Consider the following 3,990-nt stretch of genomic DNA (forward strand, 5'->3'; position numbering starts at 1 on the left):
CCGCCCTGCCGGCAGCCCGCTGAGCCCCGCCGTCGTCATTCCGGTGGGAACGGCGGGGGACGACAAAATGCCCCAGCAGATCGGGCGGACCGTGGGCCGGGCCGCCACCAGGGCCGCCGATCTCCTGGCCAACCTGCCCAAGTTCGGCCGCAAGAAGTAGGCTGTCCTGCCCCGCGTATGCCGCCCTGGGTATGCGCTGCGGCCATCCGCTCCGCCCAAAGTGCGCACTTGGCCGATCGTTCGGGCGCCGGGGGCTTGTCATAGGTGCTAGGTGCGGAGGATCCGCACGTGCCCGGGCGTGAGCTCCGCGACCCGGCTGACGCCCAGCAGTGCCATGGTGCGTTCCATGTCCTTCTCCAGGATTTGGAGGGCACGGTCCACACCGGCCCGCCCGCCGGCCATGAGCCCGTACAGGTAGGCGCGGCCGATCAGCGTGAAGTCGGCGCCGAGGGCGAGGGCGGCGATGATGTCCGCGCCGCTCATGATGCCGGTGTCCAGGATGATCGCCGCGTCGCTGCGGTCCGCCTTCAGCGCCGCGGAGACCTCCGGGAGCAGGTGGAACGGAATCGGTGCCCGGTCCAGCTGGCGGCCGCCGTGGTTGGAGAGCACAATCCCGTCCGCGCCATGGTCCACCACCTTGCGGGCGTCGTCGACCGTCTGGATGCCCTTGACCACTAGCTTGCCCTTCCACGTCTCGCGCAGCCAATCGAGGTCGGCAAAGGTCAGGGTGGGATCGAACATGGAGTTGATGAGGTCCGCGACCGTGCCCGTGTAGCGGGACAGCGACGCGAAAGTCAGCGGCTCGTGGGTGAGGAAGTTGAACCACCACGCGGGCCGGTAGGACGCATCCAGGACGGTCTTGAGTGTCAGGGCGGGCGGGATGGTCATGCCGTTGCGGACGTCGCGGAGCCTGGCGCCGGCGACGGCGGTGTCCACCGTGACCATGAGCGTGTCATTGCCCGCCGCGGCGGCACGCTGGATCAGTTCCAGTGAACGCTCCCGGTCCGTCCACAGGTACAGCTGGAACCAGTTGCGGCCAGTGGGTGCGGCGGCGGCCACGTCCTCGAGCGACGCCGTGCCCATGGTGGAGAGGGTGTACGGAATGCCGGCGGCTGCGGCGGCCTGGGAACCGGCGTATTCGCCCTCGGACTGCATCATCCGGGTGAAGCCGGTGGGCGCGATGCCCACCGGGAGGCGGGACGGCCCGCCCAGGATGTCAGTGCTGAGGTCGATGCTGGAGACGTCCCGCAGGACCCCGGGCCGGAATTCAATGTCCAGGAACGCCTGGCGGGCGCGGCGGAGGGAGATTTCGGCCTCGGCGGCGCCGTCCGTGTAATCGAAGGGCGCCTGGGGTGTGCGGCGCTTGGCCATGTCCCGCAGGTCCCAGATGGTGCTGGCACGGCGCAGCCTGGCGGCCCTGCTGAATTCCGGCTTCTTGAACTGCATCAGGGGAGCAAGGTCGGCGTACTTGGGCACGCGGCGCTTCAGCGCGGCAGGGAGCCCGCGGGCGGCCGCGGCTGTGTGCTGCCCGGACGCGGAGACCGCAGGGCCAGGGGCCGTGGCCGCGGGAGTGGTCGGAGCCTCGGGGTTGCCGGGCGGGACGGTGTGCGTCATGGCTGCCTCCATTTGCGGATCGGATGCTGTGCTGGGTTTCCTCACACTCTAGGTGGTGCCGGTGTCCGTCGAAATGTCATTTCGCGGCAGCGCCGGCGAACACCGCCGCGACGTGCCTGCCCGGCGACCACGTACTCCTGGCCGCCCGGAACTGGCCGCCCGCGAATTGTTACGCCCGGCGTTTGCTCCGGCCGCGGCTCCGGGGCTATCGTCAACGCTATGACTAACCGTTGGTATGCGTATTTTTCGTTGGCTCTGGAGGGGCCCGCGTCTAACTGACACGCATCCAACTTTCCTTCAGAGCCAACAGGGCAGAGATTATTCTCTGCCCTTCGCCATTTCTTCGGCGGGTTCTGACCAGGGCCCGCTCCGCACCCGGAACAGGACCCGAATATGAGCATCGAAGCAGCCACTGGCCCCCAACACTCCACCTCGAACCTGCGCGTCAGCGAGTTCACCCCGCTGCCCACCCCGCAAGACATCATGGCGGAACTGCCCCTGGAGGCCCGCCTGGCCGAGGTGGTCGGACGGGGCCGGGACGAGGTCCGGGCCATCATGGACGGTGTGGACGACAGGCTGCTCGTCATCGTGGGCCCCTGCTCCATCCACGACCCCAAGGCGGGCCTGGAATACGCCCGCCGGCTGGTCAGCCAGGCAGAGAAGCACCGCGAAGACCTGCTGATCGTCATGCGCACCTACTTCGAAAAGCCGCGCACCACGGTGGGCTGGAAGGGCCTGATCAACGACCCTCGGCTGGACGGCAGCCACGACATCGCCGCGGGCCTGCGCGCGGCCCGGTCCTTCCTCCGCCAGGTCACCGCCCTCGGCCTGCCCACCGCCACCGAGTTCCTTGAGCCCATCAGCCCCCAGTACGTCGCGGACCTGGTCGCCTGGGGCGCGATCGGCGCCCGCACCACGGAGAGCCAGATCCACCGCCAGCTGGCCTCCGGGCTGTCGATGCCGATCGGCTTCAAGAACGGGACCGACGGCGATCTCCAGGTGGCGCTGGACGCGTGCAGCGCCGCCGCTGCCGCCCAGGCGTTCCTCGGGATCGACGACGACGGCCGGGCGGCGCTTGTGGCTACCGCCGGCAACCCGGACACCCACGTGATCCTCCGCGGCGGACGCAAGGGCCCCAACTACTCAGCCGCCGATGTTGAAGCGGCCTCAGCGAAACTCGCAGCGAAGCAGCTCAACCCCCGTCTGATCGTCGACGCCAGCCACGCCAACAGCGGCAAGAACCACCACCGCCAGGCCGAGGTCGCCCTCGAAATCGGTGCGCAGCTGGAAAGTGCCGGAGCCGCCGCCGGGGCCATCGCCGGCGTCATGCTCGAGAGCTTCCTGGTGGGCGGGGCCCAGAACCTTGATGTCAACGCCGTTACCGGCTCCGGACGGGACGGCCTGGTCTACGGCCAGAGCGTCACGGATGCCTGCATGGACTGGGACGTGACGGCGTCGGTACTGGGCCAGCTGGCAGCCTCGGCCCGCACGCGGCGGACCCGCGCCTGAGGGAAGAGCAAGAGGGGGAGCGTGCTGCGGGATTTTCGAGATTCCTGCGGAAATCGTGTGGGGATTCCTGAGGAAGTCTTTCACTTTGGCACCATGAGCAACTAGTGTTGCTAACACATGGTTGTTTGATGGCTCAGCATCGGCACACCGCCATGTCAACAGGTGGGGCTGCCGTTCGCTTGAGCAAAGGAATAGGGAAATGTCTACGGAGGCCAACTTCTCCAAGGCCCGTTTTTTGACCGTGGCCGAAGTCGCGGAACTTATGCGGGTATCGAAAATGACTGTGTACCGTCTTGTGCATTCGGGGGAGATGCCGGCCGTGCGGTTCGGCCGCTCCTACCGCGTGCCGGAAAACGCCGTCGAGCAGTACCTCAAGGGTGCCGTCGTCGACCGGAATGACGGCCACGCCGGAACTGGCTGATCAGTCAGCGGCAACATTCACAGCGTGAATCGACTGCTTTGGGTCCCGCACGGGACCCGCGGTCGTGGGGTGCCTCGCAGAGGCGGTACCCTGTTAAGGAACGTTTTACGTCATTGTAAGAACCTGTCAGTTGCTTCAGTCTGCTGCTTAGCCCGCGGACCCTTCCCAACAGGCAGGTACTGCATCTAGCCGGTAAGGAACTTTCGTGGGTTCAGTTATTAAGAAGCGTCGCAAGCGTATGGCCAAGAAGAAGCACCGCAAGCTGCTTCGCAAGACGCGCCACCAGCGTCGCAATAAGAAGTAGCAATACTTCGAAATGCATGAAATGCCCGTTGCCTTCCAGGCGACGGGCATTTTTCTTGCTCAGGCCTCGCCCGGATCCCCGGCGTCGGCCCGGAATCCCAGCGGAAAGCCGCGGGCGGCCTAGCGGCTGGGGCCGCGGAAGC

The 3,990-nt window shown here is 67.0% G+C and carries 4 protein-coding genes and 1 pseudogene; 4 read left to right on the forward strand and 1 reads right to left on the reverse strand.

Annotated elements, in window-relative coordinates:
• Positions 1-160 (forward strand): annotated as a pseudogene (locus Y706_RS30510) (ArsR family transcriptional regulator); the annotation flags it as partial.
• 107 nt (positions 161-267) lie between these two features.
• On the opposite strand, the gene Y706_RS0120815 reads toward Y706_RS30510, so the two are convergent.
• Complete coding sequence (locus Y706_RS0120815; RefSeq protein WP_028278095.1) at positions 268-1,614, reverse strand: alpha-hydroxy acid oxidase; 1,347 nt, start codon at positions 1,612-1,614, stop codon at positions 268-270.
• Between the two features lie 393 nt (positions 1,615-2,007).
• Here Y706_RS0120815 and Y706_RS0120820 point away from each other — a divergent pair, with 393 nt between their 5' ends.
• The 3 genes from Y706_RS0120820 (at position 2,008) to Y706_RS28480 (ending at position 3,848) form a co-directional block, all read left to right on the forward strand.
• On the forward strand, positions 2,008-3,123 hold the full coding sequence (locus tag Y706_RS0120820; protein WP_028278096.1) for a 3-deoxy-7-phosphoheptulonate synthase: 1,116 nt from the start codon (positions 2,008-2,010) through the stop codon (positions 3,121-3,123).
• A 199-nt stretch (positions 3,124-3,322) separates the two neighbouring features.
• Positions 3,323-3,544: a helix-turn-helix domain-containing protein gene (locus Y706_RS0120825; RefSeq protein ID WP_018775046.1), complete on the forward strand. Its 222-nt coding sequence runs from the start codon at positions 3,323-3,325 to the stop codon at positions 3,542-3,544.
• Positions 3,545-3,749: 205 nt separating this feature from the next.
• Complete coding sequence (locus Y706_RS28480; protein ID WP_003792170.1) at positions 3,750-3,848, forward strand: 30S ribosomal protein bS22; 99 nt, start codon at positions 3,750-3,752, stop codon at positions 3,846-3,848.
• The last annotated feature ends 142 nt before the right edge of the window (positions 3,849-3,990 follow it).

This window comes from Arthrobacter sp. I3 (genome assembly GCF_000520575.1).
GTDB classification, from domain to species: domain Bacteria; phylum Actinomycetota; class Actinomycetes; order Actinomycetales; family Micrococcaceae; genus Arthrobacter; species Arthrobacter humicola_A.